Origin of the sequence: Photobacterium angustum (assembly GCF_003026365.1) — a bacterium.
Lineage (GTDB): Bacteria > Pseudomonadota > Gammaproteobacteria > Enterobacterales > Vibrionaceae > Photobacterium > Photobacterium angustum.
This window is the reverse complement of the sequence record NZ_PYOM01000018.1, coordinates 14,306-36,666: the sequence shown is the minus strand read 5'-3', so window position 1 is coordinate 36,666 and position 22,361 is coordinate 14,306. Positions and strand designations below refer to the sequence as shown.

18 protein-coding genes are annotated in these 22,361 nt (G+C 36.2%); 11 read left to right on the top strand and 7 right to left on the bottom strand.

What is annotated here, in order from left to right:
• The first annotated feature begins 387 nt into the window (after positions 1-387).
• Positions 388-1,053, top strand: coding sequence for a YdcF family protein (locus CTN01_RS17265; protein WP_045147338.1), 666 nt, complete (start codon positions 388-390; stop codon positions 1,051-1,053).
• Between the two features lie 126 nt (positions 1,054-1,179).
• On the opposite strand, the gene CTN01_RS17260 is transcribed toward CTN01_RS17265, so the two are convergent.
• On the bottom strand, positions 1,180-1,536 hold the full coding sequence (locus tag CTN01_RS17260; protein WP_005364949.1) for a YibL family ribosome-associated protein: 357 nt from the start codon (positions 1,534-1,536) through the stop codon (positions 1,180-1,182).
• Positions 1,537-1,827: 291 nt separating this feature from the next.
• Here CTN01_RS17260 and CTN01_RS17255 point away from each other — a divergent pair, with 291 nt between their 5' ends.
• Positions 1,828-2,151, top strand: a complete 324-nt coding sequence (locus tag CTN01_RS17255; protein WP_045147336.1) for a DUF4144 family protein — start codon at positions 1,828-1,830, stop codon at positions 2,149-2,151.
• A gap of 59 nt (positions 2,152-2,210) precedes the next feature.
• On the opposite strand, the gene CTN01_RS17250 is transcribed toward CTN01_RS17255, so the two are convergent.
• Complete coding sequence (locus CTN01_RS17250; protein ID WP_045147334.1) at positions 2,211-3,089, bottom strand: AraC family transcriptional regulator; 879 nt, start codon at positions 3,087-3,089, stop codon at positions 2,211-2,213.
• A 327-nt stretch (positions 3,090-3,416) separates the two neighbouring features.
• Between CTN01_RS17250 and CTN01_RS17245 the strand changes: the two genes are divergently transcribed.
• Both CTN01_RS17245 and CTN01_RS17240 read left to right on the top strand, forming a co-directional pair.
• Complete coding sequence (locus CTN01_RS17245) at positions 3,417-4,856, top strand: PTS transporter subunit EIIC (RefSeq protein ID WP_373455565.1); 1,440 nt, start codon at positions 3,417-3,419, stop codon at positions 4,854-4,856.
• A 201-nt stretch (positions 4,857-5,057) separates the two neighbouring features.
• Positions 5,058-5,675 carry an HAD family hydrolase gene (locus CTN01_RS17240; protein WP_045147330.1) on the top strand — a complete coding sequence of 206 codons (618 nt, stop codon included), beginning with the start codon at positions 5,058-5,060 and terminating at the stop codon, positions 5,673-5,675.
• 93 nt (positions 5,676-5,768) lie between these two features.
• On the opposite strand, the gene hemB is transcribed toward CTN01_RS17240, so the two are convergent.
• On the bottom strand, positions 5,769-6,761 hold the full coding sequence (gene hemB / locus CTN01_RS17235; protein WP_045147327.1) for a porphobilinogen synthase: 993 nt from the start codon (positions 6,759-6,761) through the stop codon (positions 5,769-5,771).
• Positions 6,762-6,963: 202 nt separating this feature from the next.
• Between hemB and CTN01_RS17230 the strand changes: the two genes are divergently transcribed.
• The gene (locus CTN01_RS17230; protein WP_045147326.1) at positions 6,964-7,143 is read left to right on the top strand and encodes a hypothetical protein; all 180 of its coding nucleotides are present in this window, start codon (positions 6,964-6,966) and stop codon (positions 7,141-7,143) included.
• A gap of 427 nt (positions 7,144-7,570) precedes the next feature.
• Here the strand turns inward: CTN01_RS17230 and CTN01_RS17225 are convergent, their stop codons facing one another.
• A complete protein-coding gene (locus tag CTN01_RS17225) occupies positions 7,571-7,864 on the bottom strand; it encodes a hypothetical protein (protein ID WP_006643782.1) in 294 nt (97 codons plus the stop codon).
• 154 nt (positions 7,865-8,018) lie between these two features.
• Positions 8,019-8,924 (bottom strand): DMT family transporter, encoded by a 906-nt coding sequence (locus tag CTN01_RS17220; RefSeq protein ID WP_045147324.1) that lies wholly within the window; start codon positions 8,922-8,924, stop codon positions 8,019-8,021.
• A gap of 384 nt (positions 8,925-9,308) precedes the next feature.
• Here CTN01_RS17220 and CTN01_RS17215 point away from each other — a divergent pair, with 384 nt between their 5' ends.
• From CTN01_RS17215 to CTN01_RS17200, 4 genes are all read left to right on the top strand, one after another.
• Positions 9,309-12,455 (top strand): glycoside hydrolase family 2 TIM barrel-domain containing protein, encoded by a 3,147-nt coding sequence (locus CTN01_RS17215; RefSeq protein ID WP_045147322.1) that lies wholly within the window; start codon positions 9,309-9,311, stop codon positions 12,453-12,455.
• Positions 12,456-12,523: 68 nt separating this feature from the next.
• Positions 12,524-14,050: an APC family permease gene (locus CTN01_RS17210; protein WP_045147320.1), complete on the top strand. Its 1,527-nt coding sequence runs from the start codon at positions 12,524-12,526 to the stop codon at positions 14,048-14,050.
• Positions 14,051-14,381: 331 nt separating this feature from the next.
• Positions 14,382-15,782 (top strand): trypsin-like serine protease, encoded by a 1,401-nt coding sequence (locus CTN01_RS17205; protein WP_045147318.1) that lies wholly within the window; start codon positions 14,382-14,384, stop codon positions 15,780-15,782.
• Between the two features lie 388 nt (positions 15,783-16,170).
• Positions 16,171-17,433, top strand: a complete 1,263-nt coding sequence (locus tag CTN01_RS17200; RefSeq protein ID WP_045147316.1) for a dicarboxylate/amino acid:cation symporter — start codon at positions 16,171-16,173, stop codon at positions 17,431-17,433.
• Positions 17,434-17,655: 222 nt separating this feature from the next.
• Here CTN01_RS17200 and CTN01_RS17195 read toward each other — a convergent pair whose 3' ends face one another.
• Positions 17,656-18,495, bottom strand: a complete 840-nt coding sequence (locus tag CTN01_RS17195; RefSeq protein WP_052666522.1) for an SDR family oxidoreductase — start codon at positions 18,493-18,495, stop codon at positions 17,656-17,658.
• A 347-nt stretch (positions 18,496-18,842) separates the two neighbouring features.
• Between CTN01_RS17195 and CTN01_RS17190 the strand changes: the two genes are divergently transcribed.
• Entirely contained in the window at positions 18,843-20,639 is a 1,797-nt protein-coding gene (locus tag CTN01_RS17190; protein WP_045147314.1) for a GTP-binding protein, read from the top strand.
• Between the two features lie 167 nt (positions 20,640-20,806).
• Here the strand turns inward: CTN01_RS17190 and CTN01_RS17185 are convergent, their stop codons facing one another.
• On the bottom strand, positions 20,807-21,610 hold the full coding sequence (locus tag CTN01_RS17185; protein WP_045147312.1) for an arylamine N-acetyltransferase family protein: 804 nt from the start codon (positions 21,608-21,610) through the stop codon (positions 20,807-20,809).
• 168 nt (positions 21,611-21,778) lie between these two features.
• Between CTN01_RS17185 and CTN01_RS17180 the strand changes: the two genes are divergently transcribed.
• Positions 21,779-22,294, top strand: a complete 516-nt coding sequence (locus CTN01_RS17180) for a GNAT family N-acetyltransferase (protein ID WP_045147310.1) — start codon at positions 21,779-21,781, stop codon at positions 22,292-22,294.
• The last annotated feature ends 67 nt before the right edge of the window (positions 22,295-22,361 follow it).

The following is a 22,361-nucleotide window of genomic DNA, read 5'->3' as shown; positions in this document are numbered from 1 at the left end:
CGAAGTGGATTAGCAGTGAGTTAAGCGTGTCATACCGTAAGTTATAATGTTAAGACCAAACATACTAGGTGACGTAGACGAGTCTATGTCACCTTTTTTTTGCTTATTTTATGATTTGATTCAGTTTTTATTAGCCGGTGTTTTATATAATAAGGCGGTAGCAGCTTAGCGTTTTTGTGAGTAAACATACATACTTTGACTTATTGTTATTATCAATATTGAAACAGTTTTATCAGTATTAAGTGAGTTTCTTATCTTTGTCATTATGCAATCATAACTAAGACGCATTATGCCACTTATCCCTTATTGAAAAACAATGTAGGGTTGTATCAACAGCGTTAATTATCAGACATTATTCATTCATCTTGCTGCTAATAAGGACGATTTATGCCTAAACGAATTTATGAACTAGCAACCATAATCTGGGATTATCACCAGTTGAATCACGAGATAGTAAAGAGTGATTGTATCTTTGTGCTAGGAAGTAACGATGAACGTGTCGCTGAGCGAGCGGTAGAGCTTTATAAGAAGGGAGTCGCATCTTATATCATTTTCTCTGGTGGAGTCGGCGAACTAACTGAAGGCTTATTTAACACTTCAGAAGCCGAACATTTCGCAAAAATAGCGCTAGATATGGGCGTGCCAAAAGAGGCGATTTTAATTGAGCCTGAGTCAACCAATACAGGTGAGAATGTGGTTTTTACCCGTCGTTTATTGCAGCAAAAAGGGCTGACACCGAGAAGTTTTATTCTCGTCCAAAAGCCTTTTATGGAGCGACGTACACTGGCGACGTTTGAACAACAATGGCCTAACATGCAAGCTATCGTGACATCTCCAGCAATTCGTTTTGATGATTATGCAAATGATACAATCAGTTTTGGTGATTTGATTAACGTGATGGTTGGTGATTTACAGCGTATCCGTTTTTACCCAGAGTTTGGATTCTCTACACCACAACCAATACCAAATGAAGTATGGGATGCGTTTGAGCGTTTAGTCAGCTATGGTTTTGATCAGCATTTATCAGCAGAATTAACAGCAAAGGCGTCTTAATGCTTCTTTCGTATAGCATTGGTTTAAGATAATTAGCTAAGTTGATTTTTACTTAATAACTTATCGTTTAGAAAGCAAAAAGGCAAACAATGAATGTTCGCCTTTTTCTTTGACACTTAAAGTCTATTAAAATGCTTTAGGTGCGTAACCTGTAACTTCTTTTAACCCCATGCTACGGCCTAAAGCCGTCATAGGGTGAACAACAACTAGGCCTTTAACTGTTTTCTTCAGTTTACCCATATCTGCTTGTTCAGCTTTAGTTAGTACACGGTTAAAAGCAAGAGACTTAACATCTTTACTTTTGCTACTCACTTCAGATGATTTACGGTGTTTAACGTTTTGAGCTTTTTTATTTAGCTTGGTAAGCTCATCTTTAAACTGTTTGATGATAACTTTGTCATCTCGTTGAATAGCAGCAGCAAGTTTACGCTGGCACTTGTCCATACGGTTATTAAGATTTTGAAGCTCTTGGTTTAAATTCATGTGTTTTCATTACCTTCGTATTTACGCTCGCAATACACCAAATCGCAGTGTTTTCAGCGAGTAGGGTATTGAGTTCTGAATATTATACCTTATATATTCTAAATCGTGACCAATATCATGAAAGTATTTTTAATTCTGCTAGAAACGCAGATTTAAAAGCAGCACGATTCATGTTTTGTGACATGGTATAACGCTGACTTTAGCCATTTATCGGACAGTAAACCGTGTTTGTATTGTGGTTCTCTTTTTATAAATAGCGACAAACATAGACTTGCTTAAGAGGTAATAATTATGATTAGTTGGCCGTGTTTCTTAAAATTAGAAGGGGATGATGAACTCATCTACCTAAGCTCAGAAAGTGACTTAATGGATGAGTGCCAATCACTTATTTGGAGTGATGCAGATGTTATCGTCGATAGCAATGGTCAACAGTTTACGTTTACTCTTTCCAAAACTATTGCGTTTTGCTTTCAAATGAAAGGTGAGCTTCTATCATTAGAGGCCGTTACAGCTTTGATTCAAGCACATGAATTTTCAAAAGCAGAAATGTGTTTGACCAAAATTCAGTTTAGAGCAATAGATGATGCGATTGAATCATTGTCTTTCCAACAATAAAAAGTTTGTTTATTTATTAATGCCTAATCATCTCTAACCAGAAATTTAAAACAAACCTTTTAGACCTTAGCATCAAGTTTATAAGTACGCCGATATTCACGTGGAGTCATATTTTTATATTGTTTAAACTGGCGGTTAAAATTTGCCTGATTTCGATAACCGACTTGCTCTGCGACATGAGAAATCGGTTCACTGCTTGATACCAATAATTCAGATGCATGGTTTAAGCGAAGTTTCTTTAGATATTGGATAAACGTTTCATTAAAATGTTGTTCAAATAAGCGATGAATAGTGCTTTCACTAGTACAGATAAAATTAGCCACATCTTCTAACGTTAAAGGTTCAGCGTAATGTTGGTCGATAAATGCACACAGGCGTTCAATTTTCTCTTTATTACAATGGTCGTGATTTTTGCTTTCGACATTATGAGAGAGTAACGTTTGACTGGATTTATCTTGGCAAAGCACTTCAAAAATATGAATTAAGTTAGCTAACAAGTTAATTGGATCAAAATGTTTTTCATCGATAGTCTCGACGATAGTGATCACCTTTTGTGTAGTCTCTGGGCTAAAAAGTAAGCCTTTCTCTGCGCGCTTTAGCAGCGAGTCGACCTTCCTTAACTCTTGACAACTGAACATCATATTCGCGATCCAGTCTTGCTTAAACCACACGACAATAGTTTCATAATCCTTATTATCAGGTGTACTAATTGACTCGATGCCATGCGGCACATTAGGTGCAATTAAGATCATTGAAGCTTGTTCGAAATCACCTTGGTAATGACCAATATGACAGCGAGAGCGAAAGTTACGGTGTATCAGTAACTCAAATTCTTTTTGATGATAATGCCAACTAAATTCTTTTACTGGCTCTATGATTTTTTTAAATCGCCATGAACAGCCTATACGTTGTGGTACCTTTTCTAATGTCGCTTTCAAACTCCGAACTCCTAAGATTATTTATCTAAAAAAATAAGACCTGATAGAAAAGTATTATTTAGTAGTAATATAGTATCGAAATTATCGCTAAAAATACGGTTGTGATAAAAAAGTATTACTATCTGATAAAAAAGTATCAAAGCTTTATTGGTGAAAAGATTATTGTATGGCTAAAGGCAAGGGTAGGGATAAACAATGAATGTTGTCCGTATACTTTAAGGTGAAATATAAATTCCCCCTTATATTTCACCTGCCTTATCTATCCTCTATAAAAGGCATACATATATGGTTAATTTCGCTTATTTTCAGCGATTAGGTAAAGCATTGATGCTACCTATCGCGACATTACCGATAGCAGCGTTATTGCTGCGCTTTGGACAACCCGATTTGTTAGATATCTCTTTTATTGCCAAAGCTGGTAGCAGTATTTTTGATAATCTTCCCTTAATATTCGCTTTAGGTATTTCGGTAGGTTTATCAAAAGACGGCTCAGGTGCAGCAGCATTAGCTGGGGTTGTGGGTTATTTTATTTTGACACAAGCGACAACGGCTATTAATCCTGACGTAAAACTAGGATTCTTTGCTGGCATTATTGCCGGTATTATTTCAGGGCATGCTTATAATTACTCCTATCAAGCTAAAATGCCTGATTTCTTGGCGTTTTTTTCAGGGAAGCGATTAACCCCGATTGTTGCTGGATTATGCTGTTTAATTATGGCTGTCGTATGCGGTGAGGTATGGGTATATGTGCAGCAAGGCATTGATAATTTCAGCGGGTGGATTGCTCATAGTGGTTATATTGGTGAGTTTATCTATGGTGTATTAAATCGTGCATTAATACCTCTAGGTCTACATTACTTCCTACATTCTGTGTTCTGGTTCAGTCTTGGCGAATGTACAAAAGTGTCGTATGAACTCGGTTCATCACTGCATCAGATTTGTTTAAACCCAAGTATTGTTTCACATTTATCAATAGGGCAAATGGTGCCAAATATTGATGGTTCGATTATTACTAAGATTGCTGATATCACAACCCGTGGTGATTTAAATCGTTTCTTTGCTGGCGACCCAACAGCTGGTGTTTATATGGCGTGGGCATATCCAGTAATGATGGGCGGTTTACCGGGAGCGGCTCTAGCCTTAACGCTAGCATCTCCAAAAAACAAACGTAAGTTAGTCGGTGGTATGCTGTTATCACTTGCTTTTACAGCATTTTTAACCGGTATTACAGAGCCGATTGAATTTAGCTTCCTATTTATCGCGCCAGTTTTATACGGAATTCATGCACTGTTGTCTGGTGTATCGATGGTAATTTGTAACTCACTGGGTATCTTACATGGTTTTGGATTCTCAGCTGGATTGATTGATTTTGTTCTTAACTGGGGACTTGCAACTAAGCCATGGTTACTGGTGCCATTAATTGGTGTTTATTTTGTACTTTATTTTGTGATTTTCTACTTTGCTATCAAGATATTTAAGCTGCCTACTCCTGCGGTTGATGATGAAGAAAGTAAAGTATCACAAGAAGTAGGGCTTAATCCTGTGGCTTATATTGAAGCGTTGGGTGGCGAAAGTAATATTATCTCTGTTGATGCTTGTATTACACGACTTCGTTTAGGTGTGAATGACTGTAGTTTATTTGATGAGGAAGCACTTAAAGCCCTTGGCTCAAAAGGTGTGGTACGTATTGGTAAGAAAAGCGCACAGGTAATTTTAGGTCCTAAAGCGGAATCGATAGCCAATAGTATTAAGGCTACGATGAGCTAAAACTTTGAGTTAATTTTTAAGATAAAAGGAGTAACTGTCCAATCAGTTACTCCTTTTTTTGTCTACTTCTTGTGTGTTTTTTTGAACGCAGTGTTCAGTTTGAGTTCTAATTTAATGGCGTAGTGTTATAAACCTATTGATAAAAAAAACAATTAAAGAATAGAGATAAACTCAATTACGCGCATATCTAAGAGGAAGGTGATGGAAATCAGCAACATTAAGAATATTATATTTGATGTAGGTAATGTGTTTGTTCGTTGGTCGCCTGTAGAAATAGTACGTCTGACGTTTGGTGACAATGTAACGCCAGAGCCCTTGGCTCAACATTTATTTGGCAGTAAAACATGGATGGATTTAAATAGAGGTTTACTCACTGAGCAAGAAACAAAGTTACAATATCAAGAACTGCACGGGTTAAGTGAATTAGAAACAGATCGCCTTTTCTATTACATTAAGCAAAGCCAAATCTTACTATTTGATTCAGTAAACTTACTGAAACGAGCTAAAATGGCAGGTTATAAAGTCTATGCCCTGACGGATAATGTGAATGAAATCGTCACCCATCTACAATTGACTTATGATTTTTGGCAACATTTTGATGGCGAAATAGTTTCAGCTAAGGTGGGATTATTAAAACCCGAGCCAGAGATTTACCATGCACTACTGTCTAAATATGATCTCAATGCTGCTGAATCGGTATTTATTGATGACATGATTCATAACGTGCAAGGGGCGAAATTAGTAGGGTTATCAGCAATACAATTTAAAGATGTCATACAATGTGAAAGTGCATTAACTTCACTCGGTGTCGCCTTATAATTACCTTTACGCTATTAAATAGTTATTTGAATATCGTCTTAAACCTATTGGCAGATAGCACGAGGTTTAAGACGGAATTAAGAGGTGGTTCTTTTACGCGTTTTCTTGCGCCATCCACTCAGCCACTTGCTTGGTATAGTAGCTGACAATTAAATCAGCGCCAGCGCGTTTAAAGCCGGTTAATGTTTCGTATACCACACGTTTTTCATCAAGAGCACCTGCTAACGCGGCAAATTTGATCCCAGCGTACTCTCCACCGACTTGGTAAACAGCAAGAGGAAGGTGAGTTTCGTAACGAAGATTCGCAACAACATCAAGGTAAGGTGTTCCAGGTTTCACCATTAAAATATCTGCACCTTCTTCCTCGTCAAGTAATGCTTCTTGTAACGCTTGACGACCATTAGCACAATCCATTTGGTATTCTTTGCGATCACCTGTTAAGTCACAATCAACCGCTGTACGGAATGGGCCATAAAATGATGAGGCGAACTTAACCGCGTGAGCAAGAATGGCTACATGTTCAAAACCTGCGGCATCTAACCCTTCACGAATAGCTTTAACTTGTCCATCCATCATGGCTGATGGCGCAAGCATATCTGCACCAGCACGTGCTGCCGTTACACTTTGTTTAACTAATAGTTCTAATGTTTCATCGTTTAAAACATGTTCGTCATGGTAAACACCACAGTGACCATGCGTTGTGTATTCACAGAAACAAATATCAGGGATCACCATCATATCTGGGCATGCTACTTTAATGGTTCTCACCATACGTGCCAGTAAGCCATCATCATTCCATGTGTCGCTACCAATCTCATCTTTCGTGTGTGAAATACCAAAAGGCATAACATATCGCACACCCAACTTATAAAGTACCTTCACTTCATCTGCCAACATAGTTTCAGGAATACGTGAGATCCCCGGCATAGTACTGATCGGTACTTCTTCAGTTAATGTTTCTTCAATAAAGATAGGGTGGATCAGATCGGCTAATTTGAATTCGTGTTCACGAACAAGATCACGCATATTTGCACTGCGACGCATACGACGGATACGTTTTAATGGGGAAGTTAGTGTAGTAGTCATTGGATTATGTCTTTTAATAATAATTAGGCATATATCATACAAATATTACAACGTAGATCAAATTTTTATGCAAAGAAAATAGCTATTACAGCAATAGGTAGATGAGTAATTAGAGCGGTTATCTTGGGGATTTCTAACTATTATTATAAAGTTACACTTATATTTTGTAGCAACAAGTTAGATTGAAAAGAAGAAATATAGCATGTTAAATATAAATAAAGCGAAAATTAGCTTATTAATCTTGTTGATTTTATGTTTCTTAGTTGCAGGCTTTTTTGCAGGTAAAGCCTATCGAGAACGAACCGACCTTGCGAAAGAAAAAGCAAAAGAAGCTGCTATCATAAAGGCGAGACTTGAAAGGTGGATAGATAACAGTGAGTAAATTTAGGTCGGAAATATACCTATTTAATTTCTTAGTGATATGGCATTTATCGACAATTCGACCTCGACACATAACATGGCGTGATGTAATACATAAAATATCATTTATATATAATCACAATTAACATCAATAAAATACATGTAATGACAATATCACAATGTTTAATATTTAAATTTTCACAATATTGTCAGGCTAAAAAAAGTTAATAATGATTTTTTATGGGCGGACGAAGTGTTGATATTTGTTTTAATATTCTTAATTGTATTGTTAACTATATATTGATTTTGAAAGTAACTACATAATATTTTTAATTAACACATAGGTTTAATGTTGTTCAAATAATATTGATGATAAATTAGGTTGTTTTTATGTTTATAATTATTAGTTTTATTTATCAAAGGGGTTAGGCTTCTAACCCCTGACATTACTATAAATCTCGCATAATAATTTCATAATTTTCATCGGCTTCATTCATCATTTTAGTTACCATTTCTGCATCCTGTGGTGTCAGGATAATATCCCAAGAGCTTTTCTTTGAACGTGTCTTGTATATCAAGTCAATTCCTGCATTCATTTTCTTGAATGAAAGATTATGAAAATCACCTTTCAGTACTTGTTGATTCCCTTCTATCATAACTTCGATATCGCCTGTTGGACTTATGAAAACATCAACCTCAGATGCATTGTTAGGAAGTTTAAAATGTTTATGTTCAATATACATAATCACACCTTTATTTTATGATACGTTGGAATTGTAACAATTCTCATACCAACTTTTCTCTTATTATAAATCAGCAGGTTAGTGTGGTTTATAGATGAACAATGAAGTTTATGCACTTAAATGGTGAGTGATTGAACCAATTAAGTGCAAGTGTTTATTTTTTTGTAAATGATGCTTTATGTTTACTTGAAAAAGGTCTGTAGCTTGAATAGGTAATAAGCAAGCCCGCGATAACAATAAATATCCCACCGATTATGGTATAAACCGTTGGGATTTCATTAAACAACCAGTAACCAAAAATGCATGAAAATAAGATTTGAAAGTAGAAAAATGGAGCGACATGAGAGGCTTCGGCCACGTTCATGGCTTTGATTAAACATAACTGTGAAATGATAGTTACTATAGGGATGGTGAGAAAATAAGGTAATGCTGCTAAGGACGGTGTCTTCCAGATATCTGGGTCTATAATTAGTGCCAATGTTGATACGAGTCCTAATATAAAAAATGAGTTTATTAAAATTGACACTAGTGAAATTTTTGAATCAATGGTTTTAGTTATTAAATTATAACCTGAATTAGTCACTGCAATTAGTAGGGGTAATAAATACATCCAATGTAAGCCATTAATGTCTGTTGGATTTATTACTATGACAACACCGATAAACCCAAGTATGGTTGCAATAATTTTAATGGCTGTAAGTTTTTCATTAAAAAATATTGCTCCACCTAACATATAAGCAATGCTGCCCATCTGAACAATGATAATGTATATCTCAAGTGGTATGTAATTTAAAGCAATCACTGATGTAACAGCACACATTAAAAATAAAAATGAACGTAACAGTAATTTACTATTAGTAGCTAAAATTGCTGTTTTTGTTTGTTTAGGCATCAAAATCAGCATAAATAGAAATGGAATAGCAAAGCGAAAGAAAACCATTTGAATAGGGTGGTAATCATGTTGTACCAGATACTTATCCGCGCTGTCTTTTAACGTTAATGATAATGTCGCAAATATTATCAAAATAGCGCCAAGCGTATTTTTGTTTTTACTTTTCATCGTATTTGTTTTGTTAATAGATTAATTACTAGTGAACAATATCACAAAACTAAGTTATGGCTACACAAGGCAGGTTAATAGTTATTAAGTAATTTTCTCACTTCATATTTTTAAAAACATAGATACAGAAAATGAAATTACTGAGTGTTAATTTTTTTAAATAAAAGCTGACACTCCTGTATTTACAGTACATACAGGAGTAAATGTTTTACTTAATTTTACTTTTTTCTTGTTTCTAATTTCAAACCTTAGCGTGGCGATAATTAGCTTCTAGCTATATATTCTACTTAAGTCACATAAAAAACAGGTAAACACTGCTAATTTCCACTCAGACCGAAGTAAAATTTTAGTAAATTAGTTATTTACTTTTTCTGGGGATGTTTGATGAATTTTGAAACAGCAAAGGATAGTTACATAAATAACCTTTATAGCGAAAAGGACCATGTACCTGCGGTTCTTGAAAATCATACGATAAATGGAATAAATAAAGAGTTGCCGCGTCCTTATTTATTTCCATTTGTGAGTCGTACAGAAGCAATTATTAATAAGCCGGAAAAGGCTGAAAATTTTTTATCATTAAATGGATTATGGCATTTTAATTGTTCATATAATCCGTCATCACGGCCTAAAGATTTCTATCGCATTGATTTTGATTGTAATCATTGGGCTACAATCAAGGTACCAGGTAACTGGGAAGCTCAAGGATGGGATAATGCTATTTATGTAGATGAACGTTTCCCTTTCGATACTTCTTGGCCTGAAGTACCACGTGATTATAACCCTGTTGGTTCCTATCGCAGAGAGTTTGTTTTAAATGAAGCGTGGGATAACCGTGAGATATTTTTACATATTGGTGGTGTGAGAACGGCAGCATTCATTTGGGTCAATGGTGAGCGTGTAGGTTATACACAAAATGCAAAAAATCCTGCTGAGTTCAATATTACTAAGCATGTTTTAAGCGGTAAAAATATTATAGCTGTTGAAGTCTATCGCTGGTCTAATGCAAGTTATTTAGAAAAGCAAGATATGCTTGATATGTCAGGCTTTGAACGTGATGTATTTATTTATTCAACAGCAAAAGCCAGAATATATGATGCCCAATTTAGTAACGAATTAAGTGATGATTGGCAAAGTGCATCATTTGATGTTGATTTGACAATAACTAACTCCGGTAAAGAAGAAAAATATTTAATCTCAACAGAATTACTTGATGATTCAACGGGCTTTAGTTCAGTTTTTGTAGCAAATACAGCGTTATATGTTGATGACCGTAGCTCTATAAATTTTCAAGGTACACTGGATAATCCGCGTCTGTGGACTTCTGAAACACCAAATTTATATACATTGTTACTGACATTATCGAATTCAGATGGGGAAGTTTTAGAAACTTGCAGTCATAAAGTGGGTTTTCGCCGCGTTGAGATTGTCGATGGTATGTTACTTGTCAATGGAGTCGCAATAAAAATAAAAGGTGTAAATCGTCATGAATTACACCCTACATTAGGTCATGTGCCCACTGAAGAATACATGATCCAAGATATTAAATTAATGAAGCAGCATAATATTAATGCCGTACGCACCAGCCACTTTCCATGTCATTCTCGATGGTATCAACTATGTGATGAATATGGGCTTTATGTAATCGATGAAGCTAATATTGAATCTCATCCACTTGCTTTAAAACTTGAAACTCAAATCGGTGATACAGAGTCCTGGATCCCAGCACATTTAGATCGTGTTAAAGCAATGGTCGAACGCGATAAAAATCATCCCTCTATTATTATTTGGTCGATGGGAAATGAAGCTGGCACTGGCTGCGTATTTGAAACCTTGTATCAATGGATAAAAGAAAAAGACTGTAGCCGACCTATACAATATGAGCCAGCAGGTGAAGCTTCCTATACTGATATTGTTTGCCCGATGTATCCAACTCTTGAACGTCTTGAAGAATTTGCCCATAAAGGGGACACAAGACCAATGATTATGATTGAGTATGCTCATGCAATGGGTAACTCTCTTGGAATTCTTGGAGATTATTGGGAAATCATAGACAAAAACACTAACTTACAAGGTGGTTTTATCTGGGAATGGATGGATCATGCTTTAGAGTTAACAAATGATCGCGGACAAAAGTTTTGGGGGTATGGTAAGGATTACCACCCAACAATGCCGACTGATGGTAACTTCATGAATGATGGCCTTGTCTCGCCAAATAGAGAACCTCATCCACACATGGAAGAAGTCAAGAAGGTTTACTCTCCTATACGTTTTATCGCTGATGATCTAACAGAGGGATCGTTTAGAGTTGAAAATAGATATGACTTTATCGATCTTGATCATATTCAGCTTTTTTATGAAGTATTGAGCAATGGTGTATCAATAGATTGTGGTTCGCTAGATTCAATCGCAATAAAAGCGAATTCACATCAGAATGTTAATGTACCACTAAAAACTATACATTATTGTGATGATGCTGAACATATTATAACAATTAGTGCACGTCTAAAAGATGCTACAGGTCTTCTTGAAGCTGGTCATGAACTCGGCTGGGAACAATTTAATCTATCATCCTCACTTATTAATACATTACGTACTATTACGAATGAGCAAAAATTAACACTTGATAAAACAGCACAAGATATTCAAATACTCGGAAGTGACTTCTCATTAGTATTTGATTGTAAAACTGGTGATATAACAAATTATAGTTATAGAGGTACAAAATTATTTATTTCTGGCTTTACTCCAAACTTTTGGCGTGGTGTTACTGATAATGATTTAGGAGCTAACCTTCATGAAAGTAGTGCTGTATGGAAAGACGCTGGACGTTCAAAAATACTTAGTTCGATAGAATCTTATTTCGTTGATGAGCACAGCATTATTGTTCAAGCGAAATACGAACTGCCAGCAGTTCACAGTTATATCTCAATAACCTATCATATTACTTCATCTGGTGAGTTTAAGGTTGATATTAATTTTGAACCAACAGATCTGACATTACCCATCATGCTCCGTTTTGGTGCTCAAATTGAAATGCCTCAAATGTTTAATTTTATGCAATGGTATGGGAGAGGACCTGGTGAAACATATTCTGACCGAAAAGGTGCGAAAATCGGAATATATGGGGGAACCACATGGGATCAATTTCACGCTTATCCTCGACCACAAGAATCCGGTAATAAAACGGATGTTCGTTGGATGAAATTAACGAATATAGATGGGCAAGGTATTGAAGTCGAGGCTCATGATACTTTGTTAAATACCAGCGCATGGCCATTTAAATCAACTGAGCTGGACTTTATTGCTGATACATCGAGTAAAAGTGCTTCAGGCTTAACGCCAATATCTCAAAAGCATGGGGTAGATGTTCAACCTAGTAATATTACGACGCTGAATATTGATTTGGCACAAATGGGGACTGGAGGGCAGAACTCATGGGGGTCTTTACCGCCACTAAAGTACCAACTACCGATTCAAAAGCTCAATTACTCATTTATTGTTCGACCGATAAATACCAATAAAAATAAATAACTTTAACCAACGTTGCCGGTGTACTTTGCATCGGCAATATATAAACCAATAACAAGAAGGCAATAATAATGTCTGAACAAGCCGACACATTAATTGTGTCTGAACAAGCTGATACGCGTTATAAAATGTCACTTATCACTTTTCTCTTCTTTTCTATCGCTGGTGGTGGATTTGTTCTTAAAGGTGTTGTGAGTCAATATACCGACTGGGGGCATAATTCATGGCTACTGTATGCTTTTGCATCTTTATTATATGCGATCCCGTATACTTTTATGATTATTGAATTTTCCTCTCTTGAAAAACTCAAAGATTCTGAGAGTGGTTATCAAACTTGGCTTAATCTAATATTCGGGCGTAAATATGGCTTTATTGCAGGATTTTTCTATTTTTATGTAAATATCTTTTATTTTGTCGATTTACTGCCAAATATCATAACTTATACACTTTATACATTTAGTAGTAATGTCGAGTTTGTAACCCATTTAACAAATCAATTATGGTTTAAACCAATTATAAGCTTTACTTCTATTTTATTGTTCTGGTTAGCAACTTGGGTTTCAATGAAAGGGCCGAAATGGCTATCACGCTTATTATCATTTGCTGGTTATGCAGGCTTTGGTTTAACGGTCATCTTTGTTGTTGCTGCAATACTAAAATTATCTCATGGCAATATCTCTTTCAATGGTATGCCTGTTATTCCTGAATATATGACAGGTATTGATCTTTCTTGGTCAAAAATTGCTTCGATGTCATGGGCACTACAATCAATCGGTGGCTTAGAAGCCCTTGCTGCGTATAAGCGTAACATTAAAGGTGGTGAACGTTCTTTCAGAATCGGTTTAACACTCAACGTTATGATTTTCTCTGGTATTATGATCTTCTCTGCGCTGTTACTAAACATGATTCTTCCTGCAGACCAAGCTTCTAAGTTGGGACTGATGTCTACAATTTATGTTGTATTCCAACAACTTGATTTTCCTTCATGGTGGACAAATGTCATAGCACTGTTTTTATTATTAACGACCTTATGTGGTTCATTAATGTTATGGACTTCTGCCCCTGTTAAGATGCTTTTTGTTGATGCACCCAAAGGGATATTTGGAAGTAAGCTGTCTGAAGTAAACAAAGAGGGAACACCTGTAAACGCACTACGTATGCAAGGTATTTTAGTTAGTGTTATTATCGTTGTGTTTATGTTTGGGCAATTTAGCTCAGGAATGAACTCGCTTCTTATCGCTGTGAAAAACTTAGATGGTGGTGCTGCAACTATACCAGTTATGTTCTTGATGGTTGGCTATATAAAACTTCGATTAAACTCTGAGAATAAAGACTTTAAGCGCGACTTTTACTTTTTAGGTAAAGGTAAAGTTTTGCCGATATTATCTGTATTACCTATGGTGCTTATATTTATTGCTGCTACAATTGCTGCGTTAGTACCTGGACCTGAAAATTGGGATGAAAATTTCAGTGGCTCCTTAATTCAACTTATATTAGGGCCATTAAGTATCATTGCTGTATTTGCCTACTGTAGCCACTTATATAATAAATGGCGAATTAAAAATCCACATGATACTTCGTTATTCAATAAAGTATAAAGAAAGTATTATAGCTGCTATTTCTAAAGCCTAATTATCATGATTAGGCTTTTTAAAAGAAAATAAGTTTTTATTGTTTTAAATACAGAACGAATTGTGTAACCGTTCACATATTACTTTATATAACAAGTGAAGTAGCGAGTTTAAAGTCCTTATATTGCAATTTTTTGTCCTTATCTTGTTGTCGGATATCAGCATAAATCTGTAACATGCGTCTAATTGTACAGTGTTATGATTAGTTAAGTCTGTATTTATTAAAATGTTAATAGTGAATGCGTTAGTACTTGTATTGATTGTCACAAGGTTTATCTGAAATAAGGTTAACACTTTAATGAATAAAACTTTAGTTACTTCTGCTCTAGCCGTTTTACCTTTAATGCTATCTGCATCAGCAAATGCAGATTTAAAAATTAATGGTGGTAGTGACACTTTAGAAAATGAGTTTCCATATTTTGGGGCTGTATATCTTAATGCTGCTTGGGATGCAAATGAACCAGCTAGGGATATAAGTTGTGGTGGCGTTGTTATTGCGGGGCATTATTTTATATCTGCAAAGCATTGTTTCACCGATCATGGTGATGATTTTACTTGGTGGGAAGCGAAAGAGCCAGGTCATCAAAGACCTACACTTTGGAATAATCCTGTTAAAGAAAAATTAATTGAAGCTGATATTGTTATTGGTATGGAAAAGCAGAAATATGACGTACCAACAGTTTTTAAAGATGTTGTTAGAATTTCTGGAATCAATAGTGATTGGGAAACGTCAGACTGGACTGATTTCCATGATTTAATTATTCTTGATTTAAGTAAGTATTTAAAAAATGATATTCAACTAACAAAAGCCATTTATCTTGGTGAGCCACAGCAAGAGGTAAAATCGATTCCATCTAAGGTTATTGGATTCGGTAATACGTTATGCATTAATGGTGACTGTGGAGAATCAACCAGGAATTCTGAGCATTTATTACAAACATATGTGCTTATGGATGCTGGATGTAAGGGTTTAACATATAATCAATTTCCTGTGCCAAATAGCTATAGTTTTAGTTTTGACCAAAAAGATCAATACGTATGCTCTGATAGTGTAAAGTATAATTATGTAAACAAAGATGAAGGTTATAGCAATGCTAACCATGGTGACTCTGGTGGCCCGTTAATTGTGAATAAAGGTGGCAATGATGTCACGTATGGTGTTACTCATACAGCAATTTTCTCCGATAGAGAAACGGAGAGCGAAACGAATAAACGCGCTATTTATCAAACATTCAGTAAAGATGCGATTGAACTGATAACTCAACAGATTAATGGTTGGAATGCTCCAACTGTTGTTGAAGTAAATGATATTGGAAAAGAATATAATATTACGGTTCAGAATTTAACGGTAAATGATGTTAATTTATTTGATAGCGACGATTTGTCTTCAAGTAATAATATTACCTTAGACTCTAAATCGGACTGTAATCGATTAATAAAACCATTTGATGTTTGTCAATTAAGCTTTAGTATTAATGATGGAAAAAGTGGGGCCATTGAATTGGGTAATGCTGGTAATTCATTAAAAATTAAAGTTGTTAATAAATTTGACGACTTAATTCCATATGATAAAAAAACTGAAGACTTAATTCCATATGATGATGACAATAACGATAATAATAATAGTGGCGGTGGTGGCAGTCTTAATTTTATAGCTCTTTTTCTGCTATTTGGTACAGCTTTACTGCGTAAACGTTGAGTTATTAGGTAACTAAAAATAATTCAAAGGTCACTTAGGTGGCCTTTTTTAATGGCTACATAATACGAAATTAATTCCCACCAAGATATTTCACATAACATATGCATTAAAATATGTATAAAAAATAGCCAGCGATAATTTTTGTTGTTCGCAAGATATTATGCTTCCTTGGAGGTAAAACAGGTGTTTTATACATTATATCTCAATGTGTTATGCGAAAAATGAATGTGATTTTGGTTATTTACTCTAAATGATCGATGTTGCACTTTTGTAAACAAATACTTTGAATTGTTATGTTGTTGTGTATTATGCACTGGCTAGATAGCAAAATAGTGTTATTAGTCACTATTAAATTATAAAAACACAACATAACAATCGGAGATGAGCAATGGATAAATCGCTCTCAACAAAGATCTTTGTCGGTCTTTTTGCAGGTCTAATAATCGGCACAGCAATCCAATATATTTTTAATGATATCGCATTCTTTGATACTTACTTATTAGGGGCAGCAGAAGGTGCTGGGGGGATGTTTGTATCCCTAATCAAATTGCTTGTTGTACCTTTAGTTTTTGTATCTATTGTCTGCGGTATCGTGGAGCTAAAAGACGTAAAAGCGTTTGGTCGTCTTGGTGGTAAAACTTTTGCGCTTTACATTATTAATACCATTATTGCGATCAGTGCAGCGTTAGCTGTAGGTATGATTTTCCAACCGGGTAAAGGCGCGAATTTAGCAGGAAGCGTGTCTGAATCCGTTAAACTTACATCAACAGAAACGCCTAATCTCTTTGATTTAGTTGTGAATATCGTACCAAGCAATCCAGTTCAAGCCTTTGCTAATGGCGATATGTTACAAATTATCTTTATGGCAATTTTGACGGGGCTTGCTATTCAAGCATTAGATTCGCGTGGTGGTCCAGCTATTCGTACCTTTAAAGTGGCTAACGAAATCATGATGAAGCTGGTTGGCTTAGTGATGAGTCTTGCGCCATACGGTGTATTCGCGCTAATGATCCAATTAGGGGCAACACTGGATTCACATACGCTGTTATCTGTTGCAGGTTACGTAGCGTTAGTTGTTAGCATGTTGGTGTTCTGGATCTTCATTTTCTATCCAATGGCAGTAAGCTTTGCGACGGGCACATCACCTAAGACATTTTTGCGTGCAACACGTGAGCAGGTTTTATTCTCGCTATCAACAGCAAGTTCAAACGCAACCATCCCAGTTACCATGCGAACCTTAACGGAAAAGTTAAACGTTTCTAAATCTGTTGCAGGTTTTGGTGTACCTCTAGGTGCAACCATGAACATGTCAGGTGTCTCTATTTATATTGCACTAGCAACCATTTTTGTGGCGAATGCATTTGGCCAACCTATTAACTCTTCAGACATTGTGACATTAGGTTTAACTATCTTGCTACTGTCTGTGGGCGCTGGTGGTGTACCGGGTGGTGGTATCGTGATGGTAGGTGTATTGCTTAACCAATTAGGACTACCTGCAGAAGGTTTAGCTATTGTTGCAGCTGTTGACCGTATTAACGATATGTTTTGTACGTCATCTAATGTAGTTGGAGATACGGCAGTAAATACCATTGTTGCTAAAACCGAAGGTGCTATTGAAGAGCCAGTAAATGCAGAAGTAAATCCTGCTTAAACGAAAATTAACGCAATGACAAAGCGGAGCTTAGGCTCCGCTTTTTTATAGTTGATGATTGATAATTCGGACTTTATAAGTATTCACTGTTTATTTTTCAGTTCTCGTAATTCAATTGTTATTTCAATTTAATTCATTGATTCTTTAATAAAATCAATCCAAGCCGATCTGAATAAAGAAGTAGAACGACTTGGAAATAAATAGGCTACTGTGTTGAATTCGTCATAGTGAAAGTGCGTTTTTAACTGTGGTTTCAAATTGTTCTTGGGTTTGCTTATTCAATGTATCACTAAAGTACACAGAATCTTCTCCAACAGGAACTCGTGCATCTGTAATTTTACCTTCGACCACTGACAGTATGGCATCGGCAACTAAATCAGGTGAAGGTCCATTGTTTATCATATCTACAACTTGAGGGAGAAGGGTGTTCGCTTGAGCGGCATAAGGCGTATCTTCACTTGTTGTTTTAGTGTTCGCTTTAAGCCCATTTTTTACAAACCCAGTTTTGAATAGGCCTGGCGCGATAGTATGAACCTTAATACCAAATGGACTTAGTTCATAGCGTAACGAATCAGTAATGCCTTCAACCGCATACTTGCTTGAGTTGTAATGAGTTAACAGTGGAAGTCCCATCTTACCTAAGAATGAGCCAACGTTAATGATCATACCGCTTTCTGCTTCGCGCATGAATGGAATTACTGCGCGACAAGTTCTGAATACACCAAATACGTTTACATTGTATTGGAGTAGGAGCTCTTCATCCGTCCCTTCTTCAACACTAGAAACGAGACCATAACCCGCATTATTCACAAGAATGTCAATTTTACCGCTATCTTTAACAACAAATTCAATCGCCGAATTCACGCTATTAGTATTTGTAACATCACAGATAATCGGCGTAATAGCTAGGTCATCAGCATTAAAGTCATTTTTTAATGCCTCTCCAGTTTCAGCATTACGAACTCCTCCGTAAACTTTAAATCCTTTGGTAGCAAAAAGTTTTGCTGCAGATAAGCCCATACCTGAATTTGAACCTGTAATAAATACCGTTTTCTTATTCATTTTAATATTACCTTAATCTAGATCAATAAAGATGTATTTAAAATACACCTTTGAAATTGTAGGTGTCAACAGTTTTAAGATGTGTAGTTGGAATGATGAATAGCGTTGAAAATCAAAACTTAAACCAAAGGTGAGTGAAGCTTTGTTGAAATGTCGAGGAGGAAATTAATTTTGTTGTCGTTGTAAAGCCTCTGTTGCTTAAAAATAAAATATATAACCCATTGACCTTCCAAAATGATAAATTCAACAAATGTCCTTAAATTGATACTTATAGTCTAAATGTCGTTATTAGGTTCTTATTGAACCCATGTAAGATGTTGCCATCACATCGATATGGGGATAACAAAATGTTAAATACTAAAGACATTCGTAATATTGCGATTGTTGCTCATGTTGATCACGGCAAAACGTCACTTGTAGATCAACTATTAAGACAAGCTGATGCATTAACACGTAGAGAAAGCACACAACGATTAGTGATGGACTGTAATGCTCAAGAACAAGAAAGAGGCATCACTATTTTATCTAAAGTCACGGCAATCGACTGGAAAGGGGTAAGAATAAATATTATCGATACGCCTGGACATGCTGATTTCGGTGGCGAAGTTGAACGTGTTATAGATATGGCAAATGCGGTACTTGTTATTGTTGACGCAGTTGAAGGACCGATGCCACAAACGCGATTCGTTGCCCAAAAAGCTATAAATAAAGGTTTGAAACTATTGGTTGCAGTGAATAAAGTCGATCGTCCAGAGGCACAGCCAGAAAAGGCAATTGATCAACTTTATGATTTGTTTGTAACGTTAGGTGCTGATTGCGAGCAGTTAGACTTTCCAGCTGTATCATGTTCAGCGAAAGAAGCATTTGCCTATGACGCCTTTGGTGAGGCTGATACTGATAGTGGCATGGCGCCATTGTTAGATATGTTAGTTGAAAACGTCGCTTCACCAACGTTAACCGTTGAACAAGAACCAGTTATTCAAATTCATCAACTTGATTACTCAGAATATCTTGGTTTGATTGGGATAGGGCGTGTTATCTCAGGAGCCTTTCATCGAGGCCAAAAAGTAGCAGTTAATGCGCCTGGTGAAGATGCACGTTTCTGTCAGATCAAAGAAGTCTATCATCAACAAGGACTAAGTCGTGTCGCCGTTGATTATGGTGTGGCAGGCGATATTATTGCCTTAACAGGGATATCTGATATTGCGATTTCGGATATTGTTACTTCACGTGGCAATAATGTTGAGCTTGAAGCACTAGAAATTGATACGCCGACTGTTTCTGTGAAATTTTGCGTGAATGATTCTCCTTTTTCAGGTCAAGAAGGTAAGGTATTACAATCTCGTGAATTAGCAGAACGCTTATATCTTGAAGCTTCACACAATGTTTCTCTGCATGTTACTGAGGCAGAAGAGGCAGGAGTTTATGAAGTTTCAGGTCGCGGCGAATTACACCTTGGGGTATTAATTGAGAGTATGCGTCGAGAAGGGTATGAGTTTTCTGTATCTCGCCCGACGATCTTGATGAAATCTGATGCTGGTAAGACGCAAGAGCCTTACGAGAAATGTTACGTTGATTGCGCCAATGAATTTATGGGCAAGGTTATTGAAGAAATGGCTTACCGTAAAGCACAATTCGAACATAGTCAGCCATTGGATAATAGTCATCAGCGATTATTATTCTTAGGCCCTAAACGTGGATTGTTAGGTATTAGACATACTTTATTAAGTTTGACTGAAGGTTCAGCAAGTATTCATAAGGAAGATGTTGGCTACGGTAAAAAAATCGTGGGAGATATCGGTTGCAGACGTGAAGGTGTATTGGTCTCAAACGGCATTGGTAAAGCTTTAATTTACTCTTTATCTTCGTTGCAAGAGCGAGGAAGATTGATGATTAACCATGGTGATCAGGTTTATCAAGGGCAAATTATTGGGGCTGCATCTAATGACACCGATTTATGGGTGAACTGCCGCCAAGGTAAGAACCTAGTTCGGATGTGGAGAACAGTGGCAGATAAAAATTATGCCATGAAAGCCATTATGAATTTCAGTTTAGAGCAAGCGCTAACGTGGATTAATAGTGATGAACTGATTGAGGTAACGCCAAAAGCTATTCGTCTTAGAAAAGCGATGTACAGCTATTAGTTTGCAACAAGATATGTTTATCCGCTATTGCTCATAACTTCGTTTCTAAATAATAATTCACCCCTAAGCCCAGCAAGTATTGCTGGGCTTTTTATATCTAACATTTATAGCAATATTTTATTTAATCGAAGCGTTAATGTGTTGCTTGTTACGCTTTTAATCTTTCTTTAATTATCATTGACTAAGTATTGTTCGAATTTTTCTAATTGCACTGGATTATCGATACCAAAGTGCTGTTTTAATATTTGATGAAAAGACGAGACATCATTGATAAAAGTTTCTGTTACGGTATCGGCGTGAGCTAACTTCAAACGGTTATTTAAAAGAATATTATTACCATGCTCTGTTCTTGCCACGGCAACAAGATGAGTTGTAAATCGTGAGTTATTATGAGTAGATGCATAGTGATTGGCATACTCAATGTCGCCATCACAGACATAACTCATGTCTAAGCTATATTGGTTTATCCATTGCTCTTTATCTTTACATTGCAACATAATTCCAAAGAACGCATCTTCGATAAAACGAAAGGTTTGTTCCTCTACTTTTAGTTCTTGGTCAAACGTAATTGGTAGTGGCGCTCTTGGGGTATTTGAACCAAAACCAGTATCAACGAGCCATTGTTGAGTATTGAAAGTAACAAGATTGACTAAATGCCCGCGACCGGATGGATTTTCAGATAAGTGGACTCTACCCAACTTTTTCTCTACATTAAATTGAAGCGTCTTAAGTACGCGATTCATTAAGCTATTTAATTCAAAGCAATATCCGCCTCGATTAGAATAAACGAGCTTATTAAAGATTTTATCTTCTTCAAGTTCGATCGTATAACCATTGACGATATCAAGATTTTCAAAAGGGATACTTCTATGTTGGCTTTGATGCAGAGCAAAAAGAGTCGTTAAATCAGGGGGGGTGTTTCCTTTAAAACCTATTTTTGCCAAATAAGCTGATAGCATTTCTCTATTCATATTGTACCTCTAAACTTGTTCTTGCTGGGGAGCATGAGGGAATGCCTCATTAGATTCATTTGTTAAAGCGAGTTTGAATCCTCAAGTTAAGTTGAGGTCAAGGGAAAGCTGAATATTATTTAAACTAAAGTCATATATTTCATCATTATGAATAGGGAGCCTAATGTGATGCAGCAAACGATAGAAAGCCAACGCTTAATTTTGAGACCATTTACGCTAACAGATGCTGAACAAGTAGCTAACTTGCTAAGTGATCAAAGAATTTCTGACATGACAGCAAATATACCTTATCCATACAGTGTATCTGATGCACACAATTGGATTCAGCGGCATAGCAACATGTTCTTAAGCGGTACAGGTATTGTTTATGCCATCGTTTTAAAACAAACAATGGAAGTCATTGGTACGGTAAGTTTTCCGAAAATAGAAAATGGCGTAGGTTTGCTAGGGTATTGGCTGGGTGTTCCTTTTTGGGGAAATGGTTATGCGACTGAAGCTTCAAGCTTATTAATTTCGTACATGAAAGAGCATCGTGGTTTAACACAATTACAAGTAACCCATTTAGCCGATAACGCGCGTTCAAGATCGGTTATCAACAAACTTGGCGTCACCTATAAAGGTAATCAGATAAGCCACATGCAAGGAAAAGAGCGTGAGGTTTGTGTTTACCTTTCAACGTTATAAATTCACTGTTGATGGCACGGCCTGACATAAAAATATATTTGCAGAATATTGTATTGATAATTATTAA